Here is a 26939-nt window from a genome sequence, read left to right as displayed (position 1 = left end):
CGCCGGGCGCCGCCCACCGCACCGATCGGGGGACGGACGCGGGTCGCCCGAAGAGGTTCGCCAGGACCACCCATTGGTGTGACACCTACAGGGCTTTTCGCGCCGGGACGGGCGTGGCGGGAAAGCCGAAACGGCGGGAGACCGGGTTTGCCCGGCCCTCCCGCCGTTTCGGAGGTTTCGCGGAAGTTCGGCACGGAATCCGCGTTAGATGCCGTTTGCGGAGGTTGATCACGCTCCGATTAAGGGGATTAGGTGCGGAATCTGCCGCAACAGTGCGGCTGACTCCGGCTCAGGCAGTGGCGACCCGTACCGAGTCCGGCGTCTCCAGCTCCCGCAGCAGTTCCTCCTGCCGCTTCCGGTAGGACGCCACGTTCGCCAGCTTGATCTCCTCGTACCCGCGCACCGCGTCCGGCAGCGCGGCCAGCTCGACCAGCCGGGAGTCGCCCCGGTCGGCCACCTCGAGCGCGCGCGTCAGGGCCTGCCGGTACTCCCCGATCAGCGCCCGCTCGACCCGCCGGACCTCGGCGCGGCCGAACGGGTCCAGCTTCGTCCCGCGAAGCTTGCGCATGGCCCGCAGCGCCGCGAACGCCGGCCGGAAGCTGCGGCCGCCGAGGCTGATCTTGCGGTTCATGCCCAGCGCGCGCAGCACCGGCGGGTGCAGCCGGTGCGCGAACCGGGTGCCGACGCCGAACTGGGCTTCGATTTCCGCGGTCAGCTGCGGGTCCAGCGACAGCCGCGCCACCTCGTACTCGTCCTTGTAGGCCATGAGCTTGTAGAGATTGCGCGCGACTGCCTCGGTGACCGAAGCACTGGCGCGGGTGCGGACCCGCTCGACGAACTCCGCGTACTCCCGCGCGTAGCGCTCGTCCTGGTAGGCGATGAGGTCCGGGATCCGCAGGTCGAGCACCCGGGCGAGTTCGCCGTCGGCCCGCACCAGCGCGCGCACCCGGCGGACCGCTTCCGCGTCGACCGCGGCCGGGGCCGGGTCCTCCGCCGACGGCGAGAGTTCCGCGTTGAGCGCGTCCGGGTCGGCGACCAGCTGCCTGCCGCGCCGGAACGCCTGCAGGTTCGTCTCCACCGCGGTTCCGTTGATCTTGATGGCCTGTTCCAGGCTCTCCGCGGTGACCGCGAGCGAGCCGGTCTGGTACGCCGCGCCGAGCTGGAGGATGTTGGCGAACTGGTCGTCGCCGAAGATCTGCTCGGCGAGGCCGCGCGCGTCGAGGTAGTGCCCGGCGGCGGTCGCGTCGCCGAGCGCGCCGCGGATGCTCGACTGGTCCGGGTAGGAAACTTCCTTGTCCACCACCATTCGCCCGGTCGGCACCTCCGAAGTGGACACCACGGCGACCGTCCGCTCGGCGTCGGCCACGCCGAGGTACGCCGGGTCGGCGGCGACCAGCGCGTCGCACGCGAGGTAGAGGTCGCACTCCCCGTTGGCGAGCTTCGGGGCCTGCTCGACCGCGCCGGCGGAGATCTTCACGTCCGAGACGACCGCGCCGCCCTTCTGCGCGAGGCCGGTCTGGTCGAGGGTGCGCACCTGCTTGCCGTCGAGAACCCCGGCGACGCCGAGGATCTGCGCGACGGTGACCACGCCGGTGCCGCCGATGCCGGTGATCCGCACGGCGACGTCGGACCGGGTTTTCTCCGGTTCCGCCACGGCGTCCGCGCCGATCGGGGCGAGATGCCGCCGCTTGACCTCGCCGGTCGGGACGACGGTCAGGAACGACGGGCAGTCGCCGTCGAGGCACGAGTAGTCGACGTTGCACGAAGCCTGGTGGATCTGGGTTTTACGGCCGAACTCCGTCTCGACCGGCTGCACCGAAAGGCAATTCGACTTCACCCCGCAGTCGCCGCAGCCTTCGCAGACGCGTTCGTTGATGAACACCTTGCGCGCGGGCGTTTCCTGCTTCCCGCGACGGCGCTTGCGCCGCTTCTCCGCCGCGCACTCCTGCTCGTGAATCAACACCGTGACCCCGCGGTGCGCCGCGAGTTCTTCTTGCGTGCGAAGAAGTTCCGACCGATCGCGCACCTCGACCCCGCGCGGCAGTTTGCGCTTCCGCAGCCGCCGCGGCGCGTCCGAGGTGATGACGACCTTCGCCGCGCCCTCGGTCAGCAGCAGCGCCGCCACCTTCTCCACGGACAGCCCGCCGACCGCGTCCTGACCGCCGGTCATCGCGACCGCGGAGTTGTACAGCAGCTTGTAGGTGATGTCGACGCCCGCCGCCACCGCCGCGCGCACGGCGAGGCTGCCGGAGTGCATGAACGTGCCGTCGCCGATGTTCTGCATCAGGTGCGGCGTCTCGACGAAGGGGGCCATGCCGATCCACTGCGCGCCCTCGCCGCCCATCTGAGTCAGGCCGACGACCTCGCCGACCTGCTCCGGCTCCATGAACAAAGCCATGGTGTGGCACCCGATTCCGGCGCCGACGAGCGTGCCGTCCAGGACCTTGGTGGACGAGTTGTGCGGGCAGCCGGAGCAGAAGTACGGCGTGCGGGCCAGCAGCGGCACCGAAATCCGCTCGCGGCGACGCCGTTGTTTCCACGCCGCAACGGGTTCCGCGTCCGGCAGGCGCTTGGCCAGGCCGCTCGCGATGCGGTCCGGGTCCAGTTCGCCGAGTTCGGTGAACAGCACCTGACCGTGCTGGTCAGACTTGCCGTACACGCGCGGCGCGCCGGTGCGGCCGTAGAGGATCTCCTTGATCGCCGGTTCGACCAGCGCGCGCTTCTCCTCGATCACCAGGATTTCGTCGAGGCCCTCGGCGAATTCCTTGATGATGCCCGGTTCGACCGGGTACACGACGCCGAGTTTCAGCAGCCGGATGCCGTAACGGGACAGCTCGGACTCGTCGAGGCCGAGCATCCGCAGCGCCTGCCGAAGGTCCAAATAGGACTTCCCGGCGGTGACGATGCCGACCCGATCGTTCCGTCCGGATCGGACGATCCGGTTGATTCCGCTGGCCCGCACGTATTCCATCGCAAGCGGCAGGCGCACGCGGTGCAGGCTGTGCTCGAGCGTGATCAGCTCCGGCCCGAGGAGACGGCTGTTCGGCTGGTGCTTGTACGCGCCCTCCGGCATCTCCGGCGCGGTCCATTCCGAATCGACCAGCGCGGTGCCGCCGGAGTCGGCGACGTTCGCGACGATCTTCATCGAGGACCACAGCCCGCTCGCGCGGGAAAGTTCGACGGCGTGCCTGCCGTGCTCCAGCACGTCCTGCGAATCGGCCGGGAAGAACACCGGCATCGCGAGGTCGGCGAGCGCGTGCTCGGACGCACACGGGATGGTCGAGGATTTCGCGTTGGGGTCGTCGCCGACCAGCGCGACCGCGCCCCCGCGCGGATCGGTGCCGGCGAGGTTCGCGTGCCGCAGCGCGTCCGTGGCGCGGTCGAGGCCCGGGGCCTTGCCGTACCACATGCCGACCACGCCGTCGGGGCGCATCGTGCCTGCTCGGGCGGCCAGCTGGCTGCCCATGACCGCGGTCGCGCCGAGTTCCTCGTTCACGCCCGGCTTGTGCACGATGTTGTGCTCGGCCAGCAGACCCGCCCGCCGTGCCAGCTCGAGGTCGAACCCGCCGAGCGGCGAACCCTGGTACCCAGACACGAAGGCCGCCGAGTCCGCGCCGTTCAGCCGGTCCAGCCGGATCCGGTCGAGCAGGACGCGCACCAGCGCCTGCACCCCGGTCAAGTAGACAGTGCCCGCTTCGCGCACGTACCGGTCTTCCAACGTGAAGGCGTTCATCCGCACTTCCCTTCCGCACGCCATCAAGCCCACGGGCACCCGCCGTTGGGACGTGAGCCACCTCACCTCACGCTCGGACCCCGGCGCAACGTGCCCGGCCACTGTAGTGGCAAGGACGCAAAGGATGACGCGCGAGAGGGCGGATCGGGCAGATCTGTTGCGTACGATGCCGCTCATGGCCGAAGAACTGCTGGACGCGACCGACCACGAGATCATCGCGTTGCTCCGCGAGGACGCCCGGCGCACGTTCTCGGACATCGCCGGGCGGGTGTCGCTCTCCACCGCGGCGGTGAAGCGGCGCGTCGACCGGCTCCGCGAGAAGGGCGTGATCACCGGCTTCACCGTGCAGGTCGACCACGCGAAGCTCGGCTGGGGCATCGAGGCGTTCGCGCAGCTGCGGTTCTTCGGCAGCACGAACGTCGCGGAGATCGTCGAGACCACCACCCGGATCCCGGAGGCGCAGGCGGTGTTCACCATCGCCGGCGACCCAGACGCGGTCGTGTGGCTGCGCAGCCGCGACATGGCGCATCTGCAGGCCACGATCGACGAGCTGCGGCGCAGCCACCGGATCACCAGTACGCGTACTTTGATCGTGCTCGACTCTTGGGTGCGCGGTGAGGAGCGGCCGGAGTGACGTTGGCTCCCGCCTGGCTAGTGTCCTGCGCCTGAAGTCCGCTATCTAATTGTAGGATGCGGTGATGGCGGGTCGTGGACGGTCCAAGGTCGAGCTGATCCTCAGCGATGACGAGCGTGCGACGTTGCAGCGGTGGGAGCGGCGGGCGAAGTCGGCACAAGCGCTGGCGTTGCGGTGCCGGATTGTGCTGGCGTGCGCGGAGGGCTTGTCCAATATGGAGGTGGCGGAGCGGCTCGGGATCAATCGGATGACGGTGGGCAAGTGGCGGTCCCGGTTCGTCGCGCAACGATTGGACGGGCTGGTCGACGAGGACCGGCCGGGCCGGCCGCCGTCGATCACGCTCGAGAAGGTCGAGGACGTGATTGTGACGACCCTGGAGCAGACGCCCCGCAACGCCACGCATTGGTCACGCGCGTCGATGGCCGAACGGTCCGGGCTGTCGAAGTCGACTATCGGGCGGATCTGGCGGGACTTCGGGCTCAAGCCCCACCAGGCCGACACCTTCAAGCTGTCCGCCGACCCGTTGTTCGTGGACAAGGTCGTCGATGTCGTCGGGCTCTATCATCACCCTCCGGAACGGGCGGTGGTACTGTGCGCCGACGAAAAAAGCCAGGTTCAAGCTTTGGACCGCTCCCAGCCGGTACTGCCGATGATGCCGGGCATGCCCGAGCGCCGCAGCCACGACTACGTCCGCCACGGCATCACCAGCCTGTTCGCCGCGTTCAACATCGCCGACGGCACCGTGATCGGCGAACTGCACCGCAAGCATCGAGCCGCCGAGTTCAAGAAGTTCCTGACCACGATCGACAAAACCGTCCCCGCCGACCTCGACATCCACCTGATCTGCGACAACTACGGCACTCACAAGACTCCGGCGATCAAGGCATGGCTGGCCAAGCACCCCCGGTTCCACATGCATTTCACCCCCACCGGATCGAGCTGGATCAACCAGGTCGAGCGCTGGTTCGGGTTCCTCACCGATCAGCTGATCCGGCGCGGCGTCCACAAGAGCGTTGCGGCACTGGAGAAAGACATCCGCGAGTGGATCAAGGACTGGAACCAGAACCCCCAGCCGTTCGTATGGACCAAGACCGCCGGAGAGATCATCGACTCACTCGCACGATATTGCCAACGAATTTCAGGCGCAGGACACTAGCGCTTGCCGATCGTCCCGGTCGGCAGCACCGTGCGGCCGAAGGTGGTGTTGGTGACGACCGCGAACGAGCCGTACCAGGCGACCACCGCGGTGGCGAGCCCGAGCCAGCCGCCGATCTTGCCCGCGCCTTCCGCGCCGCCCAATTCGCCGATGGTGAGGAAAAGGAAGGTCAGGAACAACAGGACGAACACGCCGATCAGGACGGCGTTCGTGCGCAGCGAGGCGATCATCATGTAGCCGGTGAAAATGGTGAACACCAACAGGAACATCCCGGTCGCGGTCGCCGCGTCGGCGGGCGGGATCTTCGCCGCGAACTGCCAGACGTAGAAGGCGAAAGCCAGCCAGAACGCGCCGAAGGTGCCGAACGCGGTCGCGCCGAAGGTGTTGTTCTTGCGGAATTCCCACATCCCGGCGAGCAACTGGGCCAGCCCGCCGTAGAAGAGGGCCAGCGGCAGGACGACCGGTTCGACGGTCTTGGGGATGAGACCGGCGTTCACCGCGCTCAGGACGAAGGTGGTGGCGGCGAAACCGGCCAGGCCCAGCGGTCCCGGATCGGCGATCCCGGCGGTGGCGGGTGAGGTCGGGCGAGCAGCGGTCTCACTCATCGGATCCTCGATTCTGCTTTGCGGCAGGATCTTCACATCTGACACCGGGCGCAACAGACTTGTCCACTGTCCACAAGGTCCCTCTTTCGAGTGGCAATTCGGCAATATCGCTGCGGGAATCGGTGAATGGGGTTTGTTTCGGACTTACCGTCTTTTATCGCGCATTCTTCGTTAACTCGACCATCCATTGTGGATCTCGCCGGGGCGGCCTCGCGGTGGCCGGGGGTGCGCGGCCGAGTAGTGTCACCCGGTGACAGAAGCGCCCGCGGGAGGGGGAGGCATGCCTGCAGATCCGGTCGGCGAGTCTGGCGAGGCGCGGCCCCGGCGGGGGCGGCCTCGGGGGACCAGCGCGCGGCAGCTCGAGGAGATCGCGCTGCGGCTGTTCACTGAGCAGGGGTTTCACGAGACCACGGTGGATCAGATCGCGGCTGCGGCCGGGGTGAGCCGGCGGACGTTCTTCCGGTATTACGACGCCAAGTCGGACGTGTTGTGGAACGAGTTCGACTCCGAGGTGGACACGATCCGGGAGTTGCTGGCTGAGGCTCCGGAGGATGTGCCCGTGCTGGAGGCCGTGCGGCGGGCGGTGTTGGCGGCTAATCATTACCGGGCTGAGGATGTGCCCGAGCTGCGGATGCGGATGAATTTGCTCAGCACTGTGGCTGAGTTGGCGGCTAGTGCTACTCGGCATTATGACGCTTGGGAGCGGGCCGTTATCGGGTTTGTGGCTCGGCGGACTGGGCAGGCTGAGGATTCCTTGTATCCGCTGGCGGTGGGGCGGGCGGTGCTGGCTACGTGCCGGGCGGCTTATGAGCGGTGGTCGGCTCGGGCGGATGCTGATTTGACGTTGTATTTGGATGCTGGGTTGCGGGCGTTGGCGGCTGGGTTTGCTGATGAGGTGTTGGTTGGGGAGCCTGGGTCTGGTTGAGGGGCGGCTCGTCGCCTGGCGGCGACATTGCGCCCTGGCGTGCGGTGGGCACCCCGAAGCTTGATTGTGCTGACGGTCTGAGGGTGCACTTCGAGTTGAGTGCATCGGTGGCGGTTTGGGTAGGGGTTGGGGCTAGCGCCCCAATGCCACTTTGGGTGCATGTGGCGCACCCAAAGTGGCGTTCGGTGCGTGGGCCGCAACCAATGTGGCGTTCGGTGCGTGAGACGCACCCAAAGTGGCGTTCGGTGCGTGAGACGCACCCAAAGTGGCGTTCGGTGCGTGAGACGCACCCAATGCCGCATTGGGGGCATCCCGAGCGGGAGCGGGGCGGGCGCGGGGCGAGCGGGCGGGCCGTGAAGGGCTCCTTGAGGGAAGCCAAGTCCGTGAAGGAGCCCTTCACGGACCGTCGGCTGGGCGTGAGGGGAACCCTGAGGGAATCAGAGTCAATGAGGGTGGCCCTCACGTACGGTCCAGCAACGCGGCCAGTGCGGCGGGGGCGGCTGCGGCACCGCTTAGCGGACGCCAGCGGGCACCGGCTTCACGGGCGAAGCGTTCGGCTTCCTCGCAGTCCTCTGCGGGGGCCAGGATCAGCAGCTCTTCGCACGCGCGAGCGGCAGGCAGCGGGTCCTGGTCGTCCGTGGCCCGGCAATCCGACAGCAAGAGAACCGTTTTCCTTGCTGCGCGCGAGGTGGCCAGTTGCTCATTCGCCTTCCCTAAAGCTGCGGCCAATGCGGTGACTCCGTGTCCCCGCAACGACAACACCGACTCAACCACCGCGGACTTCGATCGGGAGGATCGCAGCGGGCGGATTACCTCCGCGTTCCGGGCGAAGGACACCACCGCGTGTTCAACTGGGGCCCGCCACGAGCAGGCTGCTGCGGTGAGGGCTGCTGCGGCCAGTCGGGCGCCGGTCATTGAGCCGCTGGTGTCGATTACCAGGCATAGCGCCAATTCTGGGCGGGCCCAGCGGCGCGACACTAGGTCGTCCAATGCTGGGACCCGGCCGACTGCGGCTGCGTCTACTAGTGCGGGCAAGGAGCGGTCCAGGTCTAGTTCGCCGCCTCGGTCGGCTCGGTCGCGGCGTAGTTTTCCTACGCCTCGGCCTCGCGCGACGCCGCGGCGGGCGACGTCGATCATTAGTCTGCGGGCTAGATCTCGTGCTGCTGCGCGCAGGGACTCGTCAGTAGCTTTGCTCATTTCGACTAGCAAGGCCATAGCTTCGTCTGCGTCCTCACGGAAAACGGTACTGAACGCTTCCTCGTCCAGCATGCCTACTTCGGGCGAGATTTCCGCGAAACGGCCGTTCCGGGAGAGTTCAGAGCGCGGGGTGGTGCTGCTCCGCGCTGAGCCTGGCCGGGGTGGGCGTTGGTGTTGCTGTGGGCCCGCCGGTGGCGGGCTTAGGCTTCCCCCGGCGGGTCGCCGCCTTCGGAATCCTGCGGCGGGGATTCCTCGCCGAAAACCGCTACATACAGTTCGTCGATCACCGATTCCGCGGTGCGTCCGCTGGATTCGTGCAGGCCGATTCGGCCGGACAACGCAGCCAGTGCGGCATCGTGGCCGATTCGCCAATCTGTGGTCGACGCGTTGCGGATGCGGGCTAGGGAAACTGCCAGTCGCACTACGTCGATGGCGCCGCGTACTGAGGAACCGACCCTGACATCGGCGTGGTTGCGCGTGCGGCGTACCAGGTCTACGACTCGGTCGCGCCATTCAGCAGGGACCGCGGGGCTGCGGCGGGCTACGATGTCGCTTTCTTCGTCTTGGGTTTGATAGCCCATCACGATCCGGCAGACCCGGTCGTAAATAGCCGACGAAATACGCGCGGTGCCGACGGCGTCGAACGGGTTCATCGCGGCTACCAAACGGAATCCGTCCGCCGCGCGTACTCGGCCCAGGCGTGGCACGTGCAGTTCGGCTTCGGACATGACCGTGATCAGGACGTTGAGGGTTTCCTCAGGGATCCGGTTGACTTCCTCGACGTACAGCAGGCCGCCGGTGCGCAGGGCCTCGATGAGCGGACCGTCCACAAAGGTCTCGGGCACGTAGCCTTCGGCCAGCACTCGCGAAGGGTCAAACTGACCGACTAGGCGCGCGGGCGTTAGTTCGGCATTGCCTTCGACGAATACAAACGGTGAACCGCCTGCTTCCGCGACAGCGCGCAGCAGGGTGGTTTTGCCGGTGCCGGGCGGGCCTTCGAGCACGACGTGCGCGCCGCAATCCAAACCGGCCAGCAGGAGTTCGATTTCTCGGCGGCGGCCGACCACGTCCGCGGTCAGGAGGGGGACCGCGGACTGCGGACCGGAAACCGGCCCGCAGTCCGCCGACAAAGCCGTCACGGTGCGTCGTGGACCAGGACGCCGCGCACGTTCCGGCCCTCCAGCAGATCGTCGTACCCCTGGTTGACCTCTTCCAGGGTGTACGTGCGGGTGATGATCTCGTCCAGCTTCAGATCCCCGCTCTGGTACAGCCCGAGGATCTTCGGGATGTCCACGGTCGGGTTGCAGTCGCCGAACAGGCTGCCCTTCACCGTCTTCTTGAACAGCGTCAGGATCGAACCGGGCAGGTTGACGTTGTTCACCGACAGCTTGTTCAGCCCGGTCAGCACGATCGTGCCGCCCTTGCCGGTGGCGTTGAACGCGCCGGTCACGATCTCCTCGGTGACGATGCCCGCGGTGACGATCGTCTTGTCCGCACCGTTGCCGTTGGTGAACGACTGCGCCAGCTCAGCCGCCTCCTCCGGCGTCGCGACCGCGTGCGTCGCGCCGAGTTCCATCGCCTTTTCGCGCTTGTTCTCCAGCGGGTCCAGCGCGATCACGTTCTTCGCGCCGGCGTAGCGCGCACCCTGCACCGCGTTGATGCCGATGCCGCCGACGCCCGACACGATCACCGTCTCGCCGGGACGCACGTTGGCCGCGTTGACCGCCGAGCCCCATCCGGTCGGGACGCCGCAGCCGACGAGCACCGCCTTGTCCAGCGGGAGGTCGTCGTCGACCTTCACGACCGAGTTCTGGTGGATGGTCGAGTACTGGCTGAACGTGCCGAGCATGCACATCGCGCCGTACTGCTTGACCGGGCCGGGGCCGCTGAACGGGAACCGCTCGCCGGGCAGGTAGCCCTCGAGGATCGTGGCGCCCATGTCGCAGATCGCCTGCTGCCCGGTGGAACACCAGCGGCACACGCCGCAGTTGGGGATGAACGAGCACACCACGTGGTCGCCCGGCTTGACGCGGGTGACGCCGGGGCCGACGTCCTCGATGATGCCCGCGCCCTCGTGGCCGAGCACCATCGGCAGCCGGGCCTCCAGGTCGCCGTGCGCGATGTGCACGTCCGAGTGGCACAGCCCGGCGTGGGTGTACCGGATCAGCACCTCGCCCTCGCCGGGGCCTTCGAGGTCGAGCTCGACCACCTCGATCGGCTTGCCCACCTCGTAGACGACCGCAGCTTTCGTCTTCATCGGGAACTCCTTTGTTCGAGCGGGCGGATCACAGCGCGATGTTCACGGACTTGGTTTGCGTGTAGAGGTCGAGCGCGGCCGCGCCCAGTTCCCGGCCCCAGCCGGACTGTTTGTAGCCGCCGAACGGCATCGCCGTGTCGAAGCCGTTGTACTGGTTGACCCACACCGAGCCTGCCTTCAGTTCCTTCGCAGTACGGTGCGCCTTCGCGACGTCGCGTGTCCAGACCCCGGCGGCGAGTCCGTACTCGCTGTTGTTGGCCGCGGCGGCCACGCCCTGTTCGGCGTTGAACGGCATGGCCGCCACGACCGGGCCGAAGATCTCTTCCCGGACGATGCTGAATTCCGGTTTCACGTCAACGAAAACGGTCGGCTCGATGAAGTATCCGGTGTCGCCCCAGCGTTTTCCGCCGGTGAGCGCGCGGGCGCCGTCGGCGAGCCCTTCGCCGAGGTAGCGCGAGACGCGGTCGAACTGCTCCTGGGAAACCATCGGGCCCAGCTGGGTTTCCGGGTCGAGGCCCGGCCCGATCTTCACCTGGCTCGCCGCCTGCGCGACCGCCTGGGTGAACTCCTCGAAGATCGTGTCCTCCACGTACAGCCGCGTCCCGGCGACGCAGCACTGGCCGTGGTTGAACATCCACGCGTTGACCGAACCGGGGACCGCGAGGTCGAGGTCGGCGTCGGCGAACACCACGTTCGGGCTCTTCCCGCCCAACTCCAGCGAAACCTTTTTCAGGTTTCCGCTCGCCGCCTGGACGATCTTCTTGCCCACCTCGGTAGAACCGGTGAAAGCGACCTTGTCGACGCCGTCGTGCGCGGCCAGCGCGGCCCCGGCGTCGCCGAACCCGGTGACGATGTTGACCACGCCGGGCGGGAATCCGGCTTCCTCGAACAGGGTGCCCAGCAGCAGCGCGGTCAGCGGCGTCTGCTCGGCGGGCTTGAGCACCACGGTGTTGCCCGCGGCGAGCGCCGGCGCGATCTTCCACGCGGCCATCAGCAGCGGGAAGTTCCACGGGATGATCTGCCCGCACACGCCGACCGGCTCGCGCAGCGTGTAGGCGTGGAACTGCGCGTCCGGCGCGAACGGCATCGACACGTTCACCGTGCTGCCTTCGATCTTGGTCGCCCAGCCCGCGTAGTAGCGGAAGACGTCGGCTGCCCAGCCGGTGTCCACGGCGGTCGCGATCGCCGCGGACTTCCCGTTGTCGAGCGCTTCCAGCTGGCCGAAGATCTCCGCCCGCTCGGACAGCAGATCGCCGATCCGCCAGATCAGCCGTTCGCGCTCGTTCGGCTTCATCGCGGCCCACGGGCCCTCGTCGAACGCCTTGCGCGCGGCGGCGACGGCGCGGTTGACGTCCTCGGCCTCGCCGTGGGCGACCTCGGCGATCTTCTCCCCGGTGGCCGGGTCGTAGGTCGGGAACGTGCGGCCCGACGCGGCCGGGACCCAGCGCCCGCCGATCAAGAGCTCCAGCGGGCCGGACACGAACTCCCGGACCTGGGTGTGCAGGGGGAATTCCACCGTTGCGGTCACCTGGCGCCTCCTCACTTCGTTGTGACGGAGGTCATCGTCACCCGGCGGACCGGGGGCGAAGTGTTACAAAAGTGGACAGTCGTCGGTCACGCCCAGCGCCTGCATGCGGCGGTAGAGCGTCGTGCGGCTGATGCCGAGTTCGCGGGCCGCGCGCAGCTTGTTGCCCTCGCTGGCGCGCAACGCCGTGACGATCGCGTTCCGTTCGGCGAGTTCGCGCCCGCCGAGCTGCCGCGTGCGGGAACTGCCTCGGCACGCGGGTGGCAGCTGGGCGAGGTCGATCACCCCCGTGTACGGAAGGCGGGACACCTCGCGCAGCACCGCGCGCAGCTCGTGCAGGTTGCCCGGCCACGGATGCGTCCGCAGCGCGGCCAGCGCGGTACCGGTGAAGTGCGGTTTCCGGTCGGGATATTCGTCGCGCAGCATCGCCGTGGCGATCGCGGGCAGGTCGTCGAGGCGTTCGCGCAGCGGGGCGAGGGTGACGGTTTCCGCGCATCTCGCCGCGATCGCCGCTACGGCTGGGGACATTGCCTCCGACGGGACGGAAGTGAGCAGCAACCGGGCCGATCCCGGGTTGTCGAGCGCCTCGCCGACCAACGGAAGCAAGCTTTCCGGCAGCAGGTGCACGTCGTCCAGGACGACGGCGGTGCGCGGCTGCGCGACGAGGTCGGTGAATCTTGTTGCCCAGTCTCGTGGTTCCTCGCGCAGCGCGGCCGCGGCGTGCAGGACGACCGGATCGTCCACGCCGGCTCGCGCGCGGGCTTCGGTCGTCCGGCCGGTGCCGGGTTCGCCCGTGATGAGGACCGAGCGCGCGGTTTTTGCCGGTGCGGGGACGGGTTTTCGGGTGCTGCTGCTGGTGCTCCGCGCGATGCGGAAAACGGCACCGTCTGTCGAACCCTCCACGCGTTCGGCTACGACCGAAAGACTGATTCCGTCACCCACATCGAGGCGAGTGTCGAATACTCCGCGTTCCGGCACTTGCGGCAGCAACGTGCGCAAGAGGGTCGGATCGGCGGGGCGAAGGTGTTCGATGCAGGTTTCGTTGGCGAACACGAGATCGCCGCCGAGCACCGCGACCGGGACGCTGCGATGGTGCGTGGCCTGCTGGAACGCCAGGAACAGCCGCCGTTCGCAGGCGCGGGCGCTCTCCAGGACGAGCTGTTCGATGTCGCCGACGACGCGTTTCACCAGCGGCCCGAACAGCGGGTTGCCGCTGTCGCTTTCGCCGGTGATGTCGAGGACGCCTTCGATCCGTCCGGTGAGCGGATGCCGGATCGGATGGCCGTAGCAGCTGAACCGCTTCAATGCGTCGGCGTAGTGCTCCTGGCCGTGGATTTCCACCGCCTGGCGCGATTCGTGCGGCGTGCCGAGCGCGTTCGTGCCGACGCGGCCCTCGCTGAGCTGCGAACCGTGCAGCACGCCGAGCTCTTCCAGCTGGTGCTGCAGACCGCGGTCGCCGAACCAGCGGAAGACGAGGCGGCAGTCGCGGTCGGCGAGCAGAATGGAGAACCGGGTGCCGGTGAGCTGCTCGACGAGCTGGTCCAGCACCGGACGGGCGGCGGTCATCAGCCTGCTGCGCTGGTCGACCTCGCCGATCGAAATCGCGCCCCGGTCCAGCTCCGGCTCGACGCCGAACAGCCGGGACCGACGCCACGAATCGGCGATCGGCGGCCGCAGGACAGCGGAGCCCTGCGACGGTATCCCTCCGAGCGACACTGCTCCTCCCGACTACCGGACGGCGACGTAGCGGTTCGTGTGACAGTACCTTCGCGGATCGACAAGTTCCAGACGTGCGTTCTTCCGTTCCCCGGTTTGTCCTTTGTGGACGCTGGTAGGATCGGGTGAGTGGCGCGCCGTTTTCTGATGCTTTTCGTCATGGTGTTCAGCTGGGCCGAATGGGAACACTGGCGCTCCTCGCGCCGCGGAATGGGCGACCGCCCCGGAACGTCGGGCACCGGCGAGGCAGTGGTCGTGCTCGGCTACCGCAATCGCGGGTCGCGGGCCAATTTCGTGAATCGCTGGCGAGTGAGAGCGGCAGTACGTTCGCAGGCGCCGGGCCCGTCGAGGTTGGTGCTGTGCGGCGGAGCCGTCGGCGGCACGGAGACCGAAGCCGCGCTGATGGCCCGGTACGCCCGGGAGTACGGCTACCATGGCGAGCTAGTGCTCGAAACCGAGAGCCGGTCGACGTGGGAGAACGTGCTGCACGCGGTGCCGTTGATCGAGGACGCGGACCGGATCAAGATCGTCTCGAATTCCTTGCATGCGGAGAAGGCGCGGCATTACCTGCGGCGGCACCGGCCGGACCTGGCGGAGCGACTGGTTCCCGGGCGGGATTACCGGTTCGGGGAGTGGCTGGCCATGAAGCCGGTGCTGGCGGTGATGGGGAAACGAAATTTGCGGCGGCTTCGGGGGTGAACTGGGGTTCGCTCGGGATTGCGCTGGTAAACACCGGCCGGAGACGTCTTGCGGTGCGTTGGCGGCCGGGGCGTGCTTGCCACGCACTGGTGCCGCGAGCGAGCGAACCCCTGCCCTTCCCCACCGCAGCCGACCGCACCTCCCCGAAGGGCGCGCGCTCAGGTCTCGTCCGCGGCAATCGCGGCAAGAACCGCGAGTAAACCCTGCCCTTCCCCACCGCAGCCGACCGCACCTCCTCGAAGGGCGCGCGTTCAGCCCTCGTCCGCGGCAATCCCGGCAAGAACCGGCATCGCCACTCACGAACCCCCGGCCAGGTGCGCGTTGATCTTGTCCACCAACCTTTCCAGCCCGGCCCGCTCGTCCCGGTCGAGCGGGGCGAAGACCAGTTCCTCCGCCTCGGCCAGCACCGCGTCGAGGCCGGTGACCAGGTCGATTCCGGCCGGGGTCGCGTAGACGCGCTTGCGTCCGCCCTCGGTGCGGCGTTCGACCAGCCCGCGGCGTTCGAGGCCCTTCAGCAGCAGCGAGACGTTCGCGGGCGTCGTGTAACTCATCTCCGCGACATCTCGCTGAATGACCCCGGGCTGCCGCTCCAGGTAGCCGAGCACCAGGGCTTGCTCGAAGGTCAGGTCGCGCGTGCGGCTCCATTCCTCGATCCGCTTGCGCTGCGCCCAGCGAATCGACCGGAAAAGGTCTCCCGACGTCGGTCTCGGCTGGTTTTCCGGAGCAGTAGTTAAGTGCTTAACTCCAGAAGCTGGCTGGACGAGCGGCAGGAAGAGCTCGTCGACGATCGACCGGATCCGGGCAGGGCGGAGCGGGGCTAGGTTCAGCAGCAGGTCGTGCCGCATCAGCTGGAACGGCATTTCCAGCACCGCGCCGGGGAGGCGCGTCAGGTCGATCTCGCCGCGGGCGTGGGCGCGCGTGTACATGTCTCGCGAGAGCAGCCGGTCGCCGATGATCCGGTCCCGGACCTGGCCGGGGCTGGCGCCGGTGCTGGCCGACAGTCCGGAGATGGCCGCGGCGGCTGCGATGGCGAAGAATCCGGCCAGCGCTTCGCTCGCCGAGGTCAGGTACCCGAGCAGATCGCCGCGCAAGCTTCCGGTGTCGGGAACGGTGATGGGGTGGTCGTCGCGGTGCCGGCGCATCGCGGCCAGCACCAGTTCGTCTTTGTTGGCCCACCGCCGATAGAGCACGGCCTCGCTCGTGCGGGCGCGGACGGCCACCGACTCCATGGTCAGCCGCGAGTAACCGGTCTCGACCAGTTCGTCCCATCCGGCCGCGAGCAACGCGGATTCCAGCTGCTCGCCATGCCGGCGGCGCACGGTTTCAGGGGCCACTCAGCCCACGATAGAAAGGTTTGTCTTTCTTAGCAAGTTTCCCTACGCTTGCGAACAGAAGTTCTTCGGAGCCAGGGGGTTGAAAATGCCGCAAGCACACCTGTCCACGCCGGAAGTGCCGGTCCTGATCGTCGGCGCGGGCCCGACGGGGCTGACGCTGGCCTGCGAACTCGCCCGGCGCGGCGTCGCGTTCCGGCTGGTCGAAGCGTCCCCCGGCCTCCGCCCGGGCTCGCGCGCCAAGGGACTGCAGCCGCGCAGCCTCGAGGTGTTCGACGACCTCGGCGTCATCGACCGCATCCTCGCCAACGGCCGGTCGGCGATGCCGATCCTGCTCACCGACCCCGACGGCCGGACGAGCGGCGGCCCGGCCTTCGAGGAGCGGCCCGACGTTCCGTACCCCGCCTCGGTCATCACCCCGCAGTGGCGGGTCGAGGAAACCCTCGGCCTGCGGCTGGCCGAATTCGGCGGCACGGTCGAATTCGGCACCGCGCTCGAGAGGTTCGAGCAATCCGCCGACGCCGTGACGGCAGTGCTGCGCTCCGGCGACCAGACCGAAACCGTCCGCGCACAGTGGCTGGTCGGCTGCGACGGCGGCCGCGGCGTCGTGCGCAAACAAGCCGGAATCGCCTTCGAAGGCGAGACGGACGAGCGGATCCGGATGATCGTCGCAGACCTGGCCGTCGACGGCCTCGACCGCGACGCCTGGCACATGTGGCGCTGCGACGAAGGTTTCGTCAGCCTCTGCCCGCTGCCGTCCACCCACCTGTTCCAGTACCAAGCGCCCATCCTCGGCGACACCGGCCTCAACCTCGCCACCCTGCAAACGATCTTCGACCGGCGAAGCGGCCGCACCGACATCCGGCTGCAAGAACCGGAGTGGACGTCGGTCTGGCGCTCCAACACCCGGCTGGCCGACCGCTACCGCGAGGGCCGCGTCTTCCTCGCCGGCGACGCCGCGCACGTGCACTCCCCCGCGGGCGGCCAGGGCATGAACACCGGCATCCAAGACGCCCGCAACCTGGGCTGGAAGCTCGCCTCCGGAGTGCCGGAGCTGCTGGACACCTACGAGGCCGAACGCCGCCCGATCGCCGCCGGAGTGCTGCGGCTGTCGACCGCACGCCTGGCCGAAGCGGCCGAGCAGAAGCGCATCCCCATCCGCAGCGACCGGGACACGACCCAGCTCAGCGTCAACTACCGCGGCTCCACCCTGGCGCGCGACGACCGCGACGAGTCCGCCCAGCTCCGGGCAGGCGACCGCGCCCCCGACGCCCCCGGCCTCACCACCACGACCGGCAAATGCCGCCTGTTCGACCTCATCCGCGGCGGCCAGTTCACCCTGCTGAACTTCGGCCCCCGATTCGACTCCCCCGTCCGCACCTTCCACGTAGTCTCCGAGCCCGCCGCCGACGACGAGATCGCCGATTCCGCCGGCCACCTCGCCCGCGCGTACTTCCCGGCCGACCGCACCCTGGTCCTGCTACGCCCCGACGGCTATATCGGCCTGATCTCCGACGCGGGCGACCTCACCGCGGTCCCGGAGCACCTGCTCTAGCCTCTTCCCATGTCCGACCCCGACGAACTGGCCGCGACGCTGTACGGCGCGGTCAGCCTGATCGCCCGCAGGCTGCGCCAGAGCCAGGTCACGGCCGAACTGTCCCTGCCGGAACGCTCCGCCCTGTCCCGCCTGGACCGCGACGGCCCGGCCACCACCGCCGCACTGGCCCGCGCCGAGCAGATCACCCCGCAGGCGATGAGCTCGACCATCAGCGGCCTGTCCGTCCGCGGCTTCGTCACCCGCAGCGCCGACCCGGCGGACGGACGGCAGGTGATCGTCTCGCTGACTCCCGAGGGCAGCGAGGTGCTGCGGGCTCGGCGGGACGCCCGGATGCGCCAGTTCGCGGCTTCGCTCGGCTCGGAGTTTTCGCCGGAGGAGCTGGCGGTGCTGAAGGAGGCGGCCCCGTTGCTGGAGCGGCTGGGGCAGACATTCTGAACCGCTGTCCGTCCACTGTGGAACTCGGATGCGCATCCTCCGCTTCCTGGTATCCTGGCCGACGGACAGCAGACTCGATCAAGAGGATTTCTATCGTGGCAGGTGAAGACGACATCTCCGGGTGAGCCCGGGGCACGGGCCAGTACGGCACCGGCCCCTCGCTGATCCCTGCGCGGCCGCGAGCCGCGCGTGGAGGTTCCCGTGCCGGTCGGGCGACGTACGCCACTGGACCCACGGGCTGCGAGGCAACCCGAAGGCGCGAGCCGATCGGGGAAGCCCAGGCGCAAGCCGGGCAGCAGGTCGAGAACGGCCCCACCCATGTCGTCCACTACCACCACCAGCAGGGGCCCCTCCCTGCCGATCCACCGCGAGGCCGCACCATGTCCGATCTTCGTATCGTCCTGTCCGGGATCTCCTTCTCCTGGCCCGACGACACTCTCGTCTTCGACCAGCTCTCCGCCACGTTCCCGGCGGGCCGCACGGGGCTCGTCGCGCCCAACGGGGCCGGGAAGTCCACTCTCCTGAAGCTCATCGCCGGACAGCTCAAGCCGGCCGCAGGCAGTGTCACCGTCGACGGGGTGCTCGGGTATCTCCCGCAGGACCTGCCGCTCACTGCGGACCGCACGGTCGCCGAGGTGCTGGGCATTGACGCGATCCTCAAGGCCATCACGGCCGTCGAGGGCGGCGACGCGGCCGAGGAACACTTCACCGCCATCGGCGCGGACTGGGACATCGAGGACCGCACCCGGGCGCAGCTCGACCGGCTCGGGCTGGGCGATCTCGCGCTCGACCGGCTGCTCGGCACGCTCAGCGGCGGACAGGTCGTCTCGCTCGGCCTCGCCGCCCAACTGCTGCGCAGCCCGGACGTCCTGCTGCTCGACGAGCCCACCAACAACCTCGACCACACCGCCCGCCAGCAGCTCTACGACGTGCTTTCCGACTGGTCCGGCTGTCTGCTCGTGGTCAGCCACGACCGTGCGCTGCTCGACCGGATGGACCGGATCGCCGAGCTCGGCGCGGACGAAATCCGGTTCTACGGCGGTAATTTCACCGAATACGAACAAGCCGTGCAGGCCGAACGCGAGGTCGCGGAAAAGAATATCCGCAACGCCGAGCAAGAGGTCAAACGCGAGAAACGCGAAATGCAGCAAGCCAGGGAACGCGCGGACAAACGGGCCAGCAACGCGAAGCGCAATCTGTCCAGCGCCGGTCTGCCGAAGATCTTCGCGGGCACGATGAAGCGCAACGCGCAGGAATCCGCGGCGAAGGCGGACGGTACGCACGCGGCGCGGGTCAGCGCGGCGAAAGCCAAGCTCGACCAGGCTGAACGGTCGTTGCGAGAAGAGCAGAAGATCAGCCTGGAGCTGCCCAAAACGGCGGTTCCGGCTGGACGGACGTTGTTCGACGGCAAACATCTTCGCGTGCGCGGGCTGTTCGCGGGCGACGGTGCGGATCTGTCCGTCCGCGGTCCGGAAAGGATCGCGCTGACCGGACCGAACGGCGTGGGCAAGTCGACGTTGCTGCGCCTGATGCAGGGCGAGCTCACCCCGGACGCGGGCGAGATCAGCCGGGTGGACGGGCGCATCGCGTATTTGTCGCAGCGGCTCGACTTGCTGGATTCCGAACGCACGGTCGCGGAGAATCTCGCTGCCGCGGCACCGGAAATGCTGCCCGCGGACCGGATGAATCTGTTGGCGCGCTTCCTGTTCCGCGGTGCGCGGGCGCATCTGCCGGTCGGGGTGCTGTCCGGCGGGGAACGGCTGCGCGCGACGCTCGCGTGCGTCCTCTTCGCCGAGCCCGCCCCGCAGTTGCTGCTGCTCGACGAGCCGACGAACAACCTCGACCTGGTCAGCGCCGGCCAGCTGGAGAGCGCGCTCAACGCCTACCAGGGCGCGTTCGTGGTGGTCAGCCACGACGAACGGTTCCTGGCCGAGATCGGCGTCGGCCGCTGGCTGCGGCTGGACGACGGGCAGCTCCGGGAAACGGCCGGGATCACGGGATGACCGCCCTGCGCGCGCACGAGATCGTGCGGGTGCTCGGGGAACGGCGCGTGCTCGACGGAGTGTCGGTCACCGCCGCCCCCGGCCGCCGGATCGGGGTGATCGGCGAGAACGGCACCGGGAAATCGACGCTGCTGAGGGTGCTCGCGGGCGTGGACGCGCCGGATCGCGGCGAGGTCGAGCGGCCGCCGGATCTGGGCTTCCTGCACCAGGAAATGCCGTTCGATCCGGACGAGACGGTCGCGGACGTCCTCGGGCAAGCCCTCGCCGCGGCCCGCGAAGCGCTGGCCGGACTCGACCGGGTCGCGGCGCGGCTCGCCGAGGAACCCGAAGACGCCGCGCTCCTAGCCGAGTACGCCGAATTGCTCGACCTGGCACAGCAACACGAGGCATGGGACGCGGACCGGCGCGCCGAGGTCGTGCTCACCGGGCTCGGGCTCGCCGACATCGACCGACAGCGCACGCTCGGCTCGCTGTCCGGCGGTCAGCGCGGCCGGCTCGCGCTGGCGGACCTGCTGGTGCGCCGTCCGTCGGCGGTGCTGCTCGACGAACCGACCAACCACCTCGACGCCGAAGCCGCCGCGTTTCTCGAGGCCCAGCTGCGGGAACTGCCCGGCACGGTGGTGTTCGCCAGTCACGACCGGGCGTTCCTCGACGCGGTGTGCACCGACATCCTCGACCTCGACCCGGCTCCGGACGGCCCGGTGCGCCACGGCGGCACCTACACCGAGTACCTCGGCTGGAAACGCGCCGAACGCGAGCGCTGGGAACGGCAGTACCTCGAGGAGCAGGAAGAACTGGAGGAACTGCGCGACGCGCTCGGGGTCACCGCGCATCGGGTCGCGCCGGGCCGGCTCGCGCCGGACAACGAGAAAATGGGCCTCGGCCGCCGGTCCGGCCGGGTGCAGAACCAGATCTCGCGCCGGGTCCGGGCCACCACGCGAAGACTGGACGAGCGGGAACGCGCCCAGCTTCCCGCCCCACCGCCGCCGCTCCGGTTCCGCCCGCGCGCGCTGGCGGTCGAGAATCCGCAAGAAACCCTTGCCACACTGGACAATGTGCACCTGCCGGAGAGGCTTTCCGTATCCCGCCTGGAGATCCGGCCGGACACCCGGCTGCTGGTCACCGGCCCGAACGGCGCGGGAAAGTCAACGCTGCTTCTGCTCCTCGCCGGAGAACTCGACGCACAAGGCGTCACCCGCGAACCTGGCACGACCACCGGAATCCTCAGCCAGGACACCACTTTCGTCCGACCACAACGGACCGCCCGCGCCACGTACCTCGCGAAGCTAGGTCCCGAACGCGTCGCGGAAGTCCCGCTGAACTCGTTGGGACTGCTGACCCATCGCGAAGCTTCCCGCCCGGTCGGCGAACTGTCCGTCGGGCAGCGCCGCCGCCTCGCGCTCGCGCTGCTCATCGCCGACCCGCCGCACCTGCTGCTGCTCGACGAGCCGACCAACCACCTGTCCCCCACCCTGTGCGACGAACTGGAGGACGCCCTCGGCACCAGCCCGGGCGCGATCGTCGCCGCCACGCACGACCGGCGGCTGCGCGAAAACTGGACCAGGCACATCCTCCGCATCGGACCCGACCACCGCGCCGCGCCGTTAGAGTGATCCGCGCCGGAAGGCCCGGGCACCGACCACCCCGCGGAACATCCGCCCGCGAAGGGAACGACCGATGATGCACGAAGCCCTGCGCCGCCACGTCGAGTCCGGGTTCATCCCCGGCGCGGTAGCCCTCGTCGCGCGCGGCGACGACGTGCAGGTCACCGCACTGGGACATCTCGACGTCGAGCGCACCGCGCCGATGGCCCGCGACTCCATCTTCCGGTTCGCCTCCATCACCAAGCCGATCACCGCGGCAGCCGTGCTGATGCTGGTCGAGGACGGCCGGTTCGGCCTGGACACCCCGATCGCCGAATGGCTGCCCGAACTGGCCGCCCCGATGGTCGTCCGGACGCCGCGAAGCCCGGTCGACGACGTCGTGCCCGCCAGACGGCAGATCACCGTCCGCGACCTGCTGACCTTCCGCGCCGGTTACGGCTTCCCGTCGGACTTCTCGCTCCCGCAGGTCCAGGAGCTGCGCACGGTGCAGACCGACGGCCGCGAGGTCCGGCTGCGCCCGGAACCCGACGAGTGGCTCGCCCGGCTGGCCCGCATCCCGCTGCTGCACCAGCCCGGCGAGGCCTGGCTGTACGACACCTGCGCCGACCTGCAAGGCATCCTGATCGCCCGCGCGTCCGGCCAGTCGCTGCCGGACTTCCTCGCCGAGCGGGTGTTCGAGCCGCTCGGCATGGCCGACACCGCGTTCGAGGTCCCTGCCGCCAAACGGCACCGGTTCGCCAGCTATTACCGCTCGGGAGAGAACGGCCTCGAACTGGCCGACGCGCCGGACGGCCAGTGGCGCGAGGTGCCGCCGTTCCCGGCCGGCTCCGGCGGACTCGCCGGGACCGCGGACGATTGGCACCGCTTTGCCCGGATGCTCCTTTCCGGGGGAAACGGCCTGCTGTCGAAGGAATCCGTCCGGCAGATGACGGCCAACCAGCTGACCGCGGAACAGATCGCGGCCAACCCGCTCTTCCTCGAAGGACAGGGCTGGGGCTTCGGCGGCGCGGTCGACGTCGCGCCGACGCGGCCGTGGCAGGTCCCGGGCCGCTACGGCTGGGTCGGCGGCACCGGAACCAGCGCTTACCTGACGCCGTCGACGAGTTCGGTGGCGATCCTGCTCACCCAGCGCGGGGTGGACGGACCCGGTGGCATACCGCACATGCAGGACTTTTGGCTGGCAAATAGCCTCTGACCTGCATAACAGCCCCTAAATTGACGGCTCTGTGCAGCGCAGGCCGTCAGGCTGCCAGCGGAGGTTCTTCCGCGTCAGGACGACGGTCGAACAGGTCGTTCACGGCTGCTCGTGCCCGGTCGTGGCTCGACGCCATCAAGTGCGTGTAGGTCTTGAGCGTGCCCCTTCGTCGTGGTGGCCGAGGCAGGCCGCTAACTCCTTGATGCTCGCTCCCCGGGCCAACATCGCCGAAGCGATCAGATGCCAGAGCGCGTGCATACCGTCCTGGCGTTCCTCGTAGGTCAAGCCAACTCCAGCTATCCGCCTGCTTCAACAGGCCGAGAGCTACGTACCGGGCACTATCGCACCTGCCACACGGGCGTGGTCGCGGGCCGAGAGGCCGAAGAGTTAAGCCGCCTGGGAAATGAAACGGAGGCCATGCGCACACTCGAACGTGCATTTACGGCTTTTGATTTCGCACACCCATGCACAGAGCGGCTTTGAACAACGGTCTCGACTTACCTATGACTCTAGCATCGCGACGCTCCAGCTATCTAGCCTCGACGGACCCGACTGCGCTGCGCATTCGCGCGAATGATTACGACAGGGCGCAAGCGCCGGTGGATGGCACGATTGATTCCACCATCCGCACTGAAAGCAGTTTGTCGCTGCAGAGGCCGCTCGCCCTCTCGTCGAAGCCGACGGCAGCGAAGGTGATCAGCTCGGGAAATTCGATCCGCGATAAGGTCCGATCCGGCTTACATTGATAGCCAACTACTCCGGCCGAGTTTCGAAAGTCAGCCCTGCAAGGTATTCCGCACTGCCCGCCTCAATCGGTTTCGCTACAATGTCGGGAACATCGTAGTGATGGCTCTCTTTAATAGCTACGCGACACTGTGCCCTTCTTCGGTTCAACGGTTCCTTTCGAACTTAGCCGCAGAATTCGGCGTGACCGGCTTGGAGCAACCGGGTTCGCGCCAGGAGACGTGCCGGTGCGGTCAGCCGAGGGCGTTGAGGGTGAGGTTGAGCGCGTCCACCAGGTTCCGGTGACTGCCGGGGCACATGGTCGCTTCTTCGCTGCCGTTGTTGCCGGTGCTGGTGAAGGCGAGGATGCGGCCGTTTCGAGTGAGGTCGTAAACGGTGAGCGGGGTACTGCGGATACGGTTGGCGCCCCGCTGAATGGCGGCGTAAAGCTTGTGCACGCCTGCGCGTTCGGCCCGGGTCAGGTGGCGGATCTGGTCGGCTTGACCAGAGTCTTCCGAAAGCGGGTCAGCGTTGCTGCCGTCGAGGTAGGACATCGGCACCCGCAGTCGACTGATCCTGGCCGGCGCGTAGTCGGGCAGGGTGCCGACCAGGCTCGTCGCCAGTTCGCGCACCGGGATCGGGTCGAGCTGGATGGAGCGATGGTCAGTAATCAGCCGGACGGCGCTATCGCCTGAGGAAGCGACGAAAACCGCGCCGTTGTCGTCGGGACGGTGGACGAACGCGGTCCAGGCGTACAACTCCTTCTCTGGTGCGGCGAGCAGTTCCAGCGTGGCCCGGAACGACGGAGTCAGCCGTCCGTCCGGTGTGGCCAGCCGTAATGCCTCGAACCGGGATAGCGTGCGCTGCTCCAGCTCGCGGGCGAAGTCCGCGGGCGTGTAGGTGGTGTCCGGATCGATCACGGCGGGGAGCGTGCCCCCGCTGAGGTGGCTCCAGGCAACGAAGAACGCCGACCGCGGGATGCGCACCGGCTTGTCGAGGATCGTCATCGGCGTGTTTCAGCCGCCGATGGTCGGAGGAGTCGGCGGGAGTCCGGTGCGGAAGTCACGCAACCGGCCGCCCTCGTCGTCGGTGATGTCGAACGCGGAATCGTCCTCCAGCCCGTACTTGCGCTGGTGCTCCTTGTCCTCTTCGCCCTTGCCCTTGCCGCCCCCGGCACCCATGCCGCCCATTCCGGCCGATCCTTTGGCCCCGGCCGCGCCCCGCATCCCGGCACCAGCCGCGGACGACGTTCGCCCCGCCGCGCCCTCGGCCGCACCACCGGCGCCTGATCCGGAGCCCAGCCGACCCGCGGCGCTGCCCCCGCGACCACCGGCGCCGCCGGTCTCGGACGCGCCGCCGCTCCCGGAGAATCCGCCGGTCGGACCGAATCCGCCAGCCAGCCCCGGCGTCCACGAGTTCCCGCCGCCGGTGCCGCCGCCCGGGATCGAGGGCGAGGGAACCCAGCCCGATCCCGGACCGGCGGTCCGGGCGGGGTCCGGAGGCGTCCACCCCGCGGCCGTCGTGCCGTCGCCCGGCCCAGCCCCCACCGAGTGGCTCGGCGGCTGGTAGGTCGGCAGGTGGCTGCCCGAACCTGACGGAGGAGGGGTGCTGCCGGGGTAGCTCGGGGTGAAGGTGCTCGACGGCCCGCCGGTCTCCGAAGGCCCGCCCGTGTCCGACGGCCCGCCCGTGCGCGACGGCCCGAAACCTGAGCGGGAGCGGCCGCCGGGTCCGTGCCCGTCGTCCGGACCGCCCGTCTTGTGTTTGTCGGGCTCGGATACGGTCACGTCGCCGTCGAACCCGCTCAGCTGGCCGTAGTCGCTCTTGAGCCCTTGCCCGCTGGTCTGGGCGTGCTGGGTGTAGCCGTGGTACTTGTCGAGGTTGTCCTGAGCCGTCTTGTTGTACTGGTTGATCTGGTCTTCGGTGTCGGTGTTCCACCAGGTCGCCTCGTCCCAGAGGTTCTTGTGCGGCGGAGCACCCGGCATCGGCTGCAAACTCTGCTTCATGGAGTCGAACCCGTGCGCGAGATCGGTCAGGTTCTGCCCATTGCCGGTGTAGGTCTGCGCGGCGGCCGTGGTGGCGTCGGCGAACGGGTTGATCCGCGCCTGCGCGGCGTCCGCACCGCCCCCGGTCCACGCAGACTCCAGGCCCGCGCTCAACTGCTGCACCCAGGCACCGGCCTGGTCATGCTTGCCCGCCAGGCCCGTGGCCTGCTGCGCGCCCTGATGCCAGCTCTGGGCGCCCTGGCTGGCCAGGATCTTCGCCACCAGCTCCGGCGCCGGAACGGCTTGGTCACCAAGGTTCCCGTGGTAGAGATCGCCGAACCAATGGCCCACGTCGCTGGCCCGATCCCCGACCCAGTCCGCGGCGTCTTCGATCGCCCCGCCCACGGCTTTCGCCGCGTCACCAAGCATCTCGAAAAACCCCATCACGCACCCGCCTTGCGCTTCAGGTTCGAGACCACCATGTCCGCCACGCGCGCCGACAACTCACACGGATCAGCCCCGCTGGCCCTCTTGGCATCGCTGGGAGTCAGTGAAGCATCGACCGTCAACTCGTCCGAGATGCCCACACTCACCTGGCAGAAGCCAGTTTGAGTGCCCGAGCTGAACGTCGAATTCGCGACAGCCGGAAACCCTTGAATGGGCGACAGCTCCCGCCAGACCTTGGCCTGTGGTTTCGTGTTCTGGTACAGGCCGCTGAGCCCGTCGTGCGGCTGCGTCACGTAGAAAACCGACAGCCCTGCACCCGAGTCGAGGTTGTTCCATTTGCACTCGGGACCAATTCCGCCAAGGGTGTCCGGTTTGCCTTGCGGCACCGTGCCGAAGATCTGGCTGAGCTGGTCAGAGGTCAGCGCCTCCTGGCAGGGCTGCCCGGACAGCACCGACGCGGGCAGCGGATGCTCGACCTTCGGCGCACCGCTGTGCGGCAACGCCACATCAGCCGCGGACGAGGACGTCGACGCGGTAGTCGCCGGAGCAGCCGCCGGACCACCAGAGCATCCGGCAGCAACCGACACAACCGCAGCCGCGCCCAGTACAGACATGAGCGTTCGGCCAGTCCTCACGCGAACCCCCCTTCCTGCTTACCTGCGTTCTTGACGTCGGTCGCTGCCTGCTCATCCGACGACTCGGTGATCCCGAGCGCCTTCTCCAGCCGCTTCACCAGCTCGTCGGCATAGGCGAACTCCTGGTCGACCTGGTCCCTGCCCGTGACGAACGCGCCCTTCGGTTCGCCCTCGTTGACCAGGAGTTTGGTGTAGCCGTTGCTGGTCGGCTCGTCCGCCGGAGACGTCAGCCGGATCAGCTCATTCGCCTCAGGGCGCATGTCGCGGAAGTGTTCTCGGACGGTCTTGGCCAGCGTGAGCATCGCCGCTGCGTCGTCGCGGCTCATCGTGAATCCCTGGCCGCTGGGCGCACCGCCCATCGCGGCACCGGCCGCGTCCCCAGCGCTGAACGCATCGCCGATGTTGAAGTACAGCCCGTCGAGCCACCCCGGTTGCTGTCCAGGTTGCGACACTGCGCCCACCCCTCGTATGACCTGCGCCCGCCCAAGGACAGTTCTCCGATCCATGGGCAACTTGCCTAGAATCACCGTAGTGGACCCGTCACGCAGGGGTGACCGGTTCACCGAAAAAGGGCGTGCG

General features: G+C 68.5%; 22 protein-coding genes. 9 read left to right on the top strand and 13 right to left on the bottom strand.

Annotated features, from left to right (window positions below; genetic code table 11):
- Nucleotides 1–289: 289 nt before the first annotated feature.
- Nucleotides 290–3733: an indolepyruvate ferredoxin oxidoreductase family protein gene (locus tag PUT80_RS06485; RefSeq protein WP_275291378.1), complete on the bottom strand. Its 3444-nt coding sequence runs from the start codon at nucleotides 3731–3733 to the stop codon at nucleotides 290–292.
- Nucleotides 3734–3908: 175 nt separating this feature from the next.
- Here PUT80_RS06485 and PUT80_RS06480 point away from each other — a divergent pair, with 175 nt between their 5' ends.
- On the top strand, nucleotides 3909–4367 hold the full coding sequence (locus PUT80_RS06480) for an Lrp/AsnC family transcriptional regulator (RefSeq protein WP_037820760.1): 459 nt from the start codon (nucleotides 3909–3911) through the stop codon (nucleotides 4365–4367).
- Between the two features lie 64 nt (nucleotides 4368–4431).
- On the top strand, nucleotides 4432–5523 hold the full coding sequence (locus PUT80_RS06475; RefSeq protein ID WP_107051144.1) for an IS630 family transposase: 1092 nt from the start codon (nucleotides 4432–4434) through the stop codon (nucleotides 5521–5523).
- On the opposite strand, the gene PUT80_RS06470 is transcribed toward PUT80_RS06475, so the two are convergent.
- Entirely contained in the window at nucleotides 5520–6128 is a 609-nt protein-coding gene (locus PUT80_RS06470) for a GPR1/FUN34/YaaH family transporter (RefSeq protein WP_037820762.1), read from the bottom strand. The genes PUT80_RS06475 and PUT80_RS06470 overlap by 4 nt on opposite strands.
- A gap of 280 nt (nucleotides 6129–6408) precedes the next feature.
- Between PUT80_RS06470 and mftR the strand changes: the two genes are divergently transcribed.
- Nucleotides 6409–7053 carry a mycofactocin system transcriptional regulator gene (gene mftR / locus PUT80_RS06465; protein WP_238604642.1) on the top strand — a complete coding sequence of 215 codons (645 nt, stop codon included), beginning with the start codon at nucleotides 6409–6411 and terminating at the stop codon, nucleotides 7051–7053.
- 459 nt (nucleotides 7054–7512) lie between these two features.
- Here the strand turns inward: mftR and PUT80_RS06460 are convergent, their stop codons facing one another.
- The 5 genes from PUT80_RS06460 to PUT80_RS06440 all read right to left on the bottom strand — a co-directional run bounded on the left by PUT80_RS06460 (nucleotide 7513) and on the right by PUT80_RS06440 (nucleotide 13748).
- Nucleotides 7513–8190 carry a vWA domain-containing protein gene (locus PUT80_RS06460; RefSeq protein WP_275291400.1) on the bottom strand — a complete coding sequence of 226 codons (678 nt, stop codon included), beginning with the start codon at nucleotides 8188–8190 and terminating at the stop codon, nucleotides 7513–7515.
- 260 nt (nucleotides 8191–8450) lie between these two features.
- Nucleotides 8451–9389: a MoxR family ATPase gene (locus PUT80_RS06455; protein WP_134664975.1), complete on the bottom strand. Its 939-nt coding sequence runs from the start codon at nucleotides 9387–9389 to the stop codon at nucleotides 8451–8453.
- Nucleotides 9386–10507, bottom strand: a complete 1122-nt coding sequence (locus tag PUT80_RS06450) for an NDMA-dependent alcohol dehydrogenase (protein WP_037810481.1) — start codon at nucleotides 10505–10507, stop codon at nucleotides 9386–9388. The genes PUT80_RS06455 and PUT80_RS06450 overlap by 4 nt, the downstream gene beginning before the upstream one ends.
- 28 nt (nucleotides 10508–10535) lie before the next feature.
- Entirely contained in the window at nucleotides 10536–12035 is a 1500-nt protein-coding gene (locus PUT80_RS06445; protein WP_037810482.1) for an aldehyde dehydrogenase family protein, read from the bottom strand.
- A gap of 63 nt (nucleotides 12036–12098) precedes the next feature.
- Nucleotides 12099–13748: a helix-turn-helix domain-containing protein gene (locus PUT80_RS06440; RefSeq protein ID WP_275291376.1), complete on the bottom strand. Its 1650-nt coding sequence runs from the start codon at nucleotides 13746–13748 to the stop codon at nucleotides 12099–12101.
- Between the two features lie 129 nt (nucleotides 13749–13877).
- On the opposite strand from PUT80_RS06440, the gene PUT80_RS06435 reads away from it, so the two are divergent.
- Nucleotides 13878–14447, top strand: a complete 570-nt coding sequence (locus tag PUT80_RS06435) for a YdcF family protein (RefSeq protein WP_275291375.1) — start codon at nucleotides 13878–13880, stop codon at nucleotides 14445–14447.
- Nucleotides 14448–14743: 296 nt separating this feature from the next.
- On the opposite strand, the gene PUT80_RS06430 is transcribed toward PUT80_RS06435, so the two are convergent.
- Complete coding sequence (locus PUT80_RS06430) at nucleotides 14744–15781, bottom strand: TetR/AcrR family transcriptional regulator C-terminal ligand-binding domain-containing protein (RefSeq protein WP_275291374.1); 1038 nt, start codon at nucleotides 15779–15781, stop codon at nucleotides 14744–14746.
- 85 nt (nucleotides 15782–15866) lie between these two features.
- On the opposite strand from PUT80_RS06430, the gene PUT80_RS06425 reads away from it, so the two are divergent.
- The 5 genes from PUT80_RS06425 (at nucleotide 15867) to PUT80_RS06405 (ending at nucleotide 22573) form a co-directional block, all read left to right on the top strand.
- Nucleotides 15867–17333, top strand: a complete 1467-nt coding sequence (locus tag PUT80_RS06425; RefSeq protein ID WP_275291373.1) for an FAD-dependent oxidoreductase — start codon at nucleotides 15867–15869, stop codon at nucleotides 17331–17333.
- A 9-nt stretch (nucleotides 17334–17342) separates the two neighbouring features.
- Nucleotides 17343–17771: a MarR family transcriptional regulator gene (locus PUT80_RS06420; protein WP_037810484.1), complete on the top strand. Its 429-nt coding sequence runs from the start codon at nucleotides 17343–17345 to the stop codon at nucleotides 17769–17771.
- A 380-nt stretch (nucleotides 17772–18151) separates the two neighbouring features.
- On the top strand, nucleotides 18152–19774 hold the full coding sequence (abc-f, locus tag PUT80_RS06415; RefSeq protein ID WP_037810485.1) for a ribosomal protection-like ABC-F family protein: 1623 nt from the start codon (nucleotides 18152–18154) through the stop codon (nucleotides 19772–19774).
- Nucleotides 19771–21387, top strand: a complete 1617-nt coding sequence (locus PUT80_RS06410) for an ABC-F family ATP-binding cassette domain-containing protein (RefSeq protein WP_275291372.1) — start codon at nucleotides 19771–19773, stop codon at nucleotides 21385–21387. Before abc-f ends, PUT80_RS06410 begins: the two co-directional genes overlap by 4 nt.
- 64 nt (nucleotides 21388–21451) lie before the next feature.
- On the top strand, nucleotides 21452–22573 hold the full coding sequence (locus PUT80_RS06405) for a serine hydrolase domain-containing protein (protein WP_275291371.1): 1122 nt from the start codon (nucleotides 21452–21454) through the stop codon (nucleotides 22571–22573).
- 753 nt (nucleotides 22574–23326) lie between these two features.
- On the opposite strand, the gene cutA is transcribed toward PUT80_RS06405, so the two are convergent.
- The 5 genes from cutA to PUT80_RS06380 form a co-directional block, all read right to left on the bottom strand.
- Entirely contained in the window at nucleotides 23327–23467 is a 141-nt protein-coding gene (gene cutA, locus PUT80_RS06400; protein WP_134728919.1) for a divalent cation tolerance protein CutA, read from the bottom strand.
- Between the two features lie 83 nt (nucleotides 23468–23550).
- A complete protein-coding gene (locus tag PUT80_RS06395) occupies nucleotides 23551–24303 on the bottom strand; it encodes an ESX secretion-associated protein EspG (protein WP_134664989.1) in 753 nt (250 codons plus the stop codon).
- 9 nt (nucleotides 24304–24312) lie between these two features.
- Nucleotides 24313–25722 carry a hypothetical protein gene (locus PUT80_RS06390; protein ID WP_275291370.1) on the bottom strand — a complete coding sequence of 470 codons (1410 nt, stop codon included), beginning with the start codon at nucleotides 25720–25722 and terminating at the stop codon, nucleotides 24313–24315.
- Nucleotides 25722–26339: a DUF3558 domain-containing protein gene (locus tag PUT80_RS06385; protein ID WP_078870352.1), complete on the bottom strand. Its 618-nt coding sequence runs from the start codon at nucleotides 26337–26339 to the stop codon at nucleotides 25722–25724. Before PUT80_RS06385 ends, PUT80_RS06390 begins: the two co-directional genes overlap by 1 nt.
- Before the next feature lie 17 nt (nucleotides 26340–26356).
- Nucleotides 26357–26812 carry a hypothetical protein gene (locus PUT80_RS06380; RefSeq protein ID WP_275291369.1) on the bottom strand — a complete coding sequence of 152 codons (456 nt, stop codon included), beginning with the start codon at nucleotides 26810–26812 and terminating at the stop codon, nucleotides 26357–26359.
- Between the last annotated feature and the right edge of the window lie 127 nt (nucleotides 26813–26939).

This window comes from Amycolatopsis sp. La24, assembly GCF_029087445.1.
Lineage (GTDB): Bacteria > Actinomycetota > Actinomycetes > Mycobacteriales > Pseudonocardiaceae > Amycolatopsis > Amycolatopsis nivea.
Note: the sequence above shows the minus strand (reverse complement) of the source record. Positions and strands in the feature narration are given on the sequence as shown.